This is a genomic window from Streptomyces albipurpureus, from assembly GCF_023701525.1.
GTDB classification, from domain to species: Bacteria; Actinomycetota; Actinomycetes; order Streptomycetales; family Streptomycetaceae; genus Streptomyces; species Streptomyces albipurpureus.
Map to the genome: position 1 here is coordinate 1 of NZ_JAMQAW010000082.1, position 1,863 is coordinate 1,863.

Below are 1,863 nucleotides of genomic sequence, written 5' to 3' on the forward strand. Positions count from 1 at the left end.
TGTCGGGGCCGATGCCTTCGGTGATGAGGAGGTGGGCGAGTTGGTCTGAGGCGGTGGCGAGTTGGGTGAAGGTGAGGTGGGTTTCGCCGGCGACGACGGCTGTTTCGTCGGGGGTGGCGGTGACTTGTCGGGCGAGGATGTCGATGATGGTTTCGTTGGGTACGGGGCGTTCGGTGGTGTTCCATTGGGCGAGTTGTGCGTGTTCGTCGGCGCTGAGGAGTTCGAGGTCGGCGATGGGCCGGTCGGGCTCCGCGACGGCCTGGGCCAGCAGCCGCAGCAACCGGTCCGCCAACGCCTCCACCGTCCCCCGGTCAAAGAGATCGGTGGCAAATCGGACCCCGCACGTCATCTCATCCGTGCCGATGCCCTTCGGTAGGCGACGGAAGAGGATGTCCAGATCGAACTTGGCCGCACCCGAGTGGATGCGGTGTTCCTCCGCCGCGGTGTTGAACAGGCGGGTCAGATCCGGGCCGCCACCCTCGTACGCCACCATCGTCTGGAACAGGGGATGACGGGTCAGTGAACGCTCCGGGTTCACCGCCTCCACCACACTGTCAAACGGAAGATCGATGTGATCGAGGGCCGAGAGATCGGTCTCAAGGACCCGGTCGAGGAGCTCGGCGAAGGTCGGGATGCCGGAGAGGTCGGTGCGCAGCACCACCGTGTTGACGAAGAACCCGACCAGGTCGTCGAGTGCTTCATCGCCCCGGCCCGCGACCGGGCTGCCCAGCGGGATGTCATCGCCCGCCCCGAGCCGATGCAGCAGCGCCGCCACCGCAGCGTGCACCACCATGAACATGGTCGCGCCGCTGTCCTGGGCAAGCCTGTCGAGCCCGGCTACCAGGTCCGCGGCGAGGGGCACCTCCACCGTGTCACCACGGTGGGACGGCACGGGGGGTCGGGGGCGGTCGGTGGGGAGGGGGATTTCGTCGGGGAGGTCGGCGAGTGTGGTGCGCCAGTGGGTGGTTTGGCGGGTGGTGAGTGAGGTGGGGTCGTCGGGGTTGCCGAGGAGTTGGCGCTGCCAGAGGGCGAAGTCGGCGTACTGGACGGGTAGTGGGGTGAAGTCGGGTGCCCGGCCGGCAGTCCGAGCCGCATAGGCGGTATCCAGATCGGTGAGCAGCGGCCCCATCGACCACTCATCGGTGGCGATGTGGTGCATGAGGACCATCAGCACATGGTCGTCGTCGGCCACCTTCAGCAGCGTCACCCGCAGGGGAAGATCCTCGGCCAGATGGAACAGCTCACCCGCCGCTGTCTCCACGGTCTCCGCGAGCCACTCTTCCGGCACATCGACGACCGTGAACGGCACCTGGACATCGGCCGGGTGCAGAACACGCTGCGATGGCTCACCTCCCTGCACATCGAACCGGGTGCGCAGGGACTCATGCCGAGCCACCACATCCGCTAGGGCTGACTCCAGCGCCGTCACGTCGAGTGGGCCGCGCAGCCGGGTGGCGAAGGGAAGGTTGTAGGTATCGCCAGGGCCCTCCATCTGGTCCAGGAACCACAAACGCTGCTGGGCGAAGGAGAGCGGGAGACGGGTGGGTCGGACCACATCGGTCAGCTGGGGGCGTTGGATGGTCGCGCGTTCGGTGAGCCGGGCCGAAAGACCGGCAACCGTCTTCGCCTCGAACACATCGCGTATCGAGCATTCCGCTCCGAGCGCCCTGATCCGGGCCACCACCTGGGTCGCCAGCAGTGAGTGCCCACCCAGTACGAAGAAGTCGTCGTCAGCACCCACGGATTCCAGGCCGAGCACATCGGTGAAGACCCGTGCGATCCGTATCTCCTGCTCTCCGCGTGGGGGTCGGGTGGGTTGGGTGGTGGGGGTTGTTGGTGTGGGGAGTTGGGTGTGGTCGAGTT

The 1,863-nt window shown here is 66.9% G+C and carries 1 protein-coding gene; it reads right to left on the reverse strand.

Annotated elements, in window-relative coordinates; genetic code table 11:
• Window positions 1–1,863: condensation domain-containing protein (locus NBG84_RS36175; RefSeq protein WP_250923946.1), on the reverse strand; the 1,863-nt coding region annotated here is incomplete at both ends.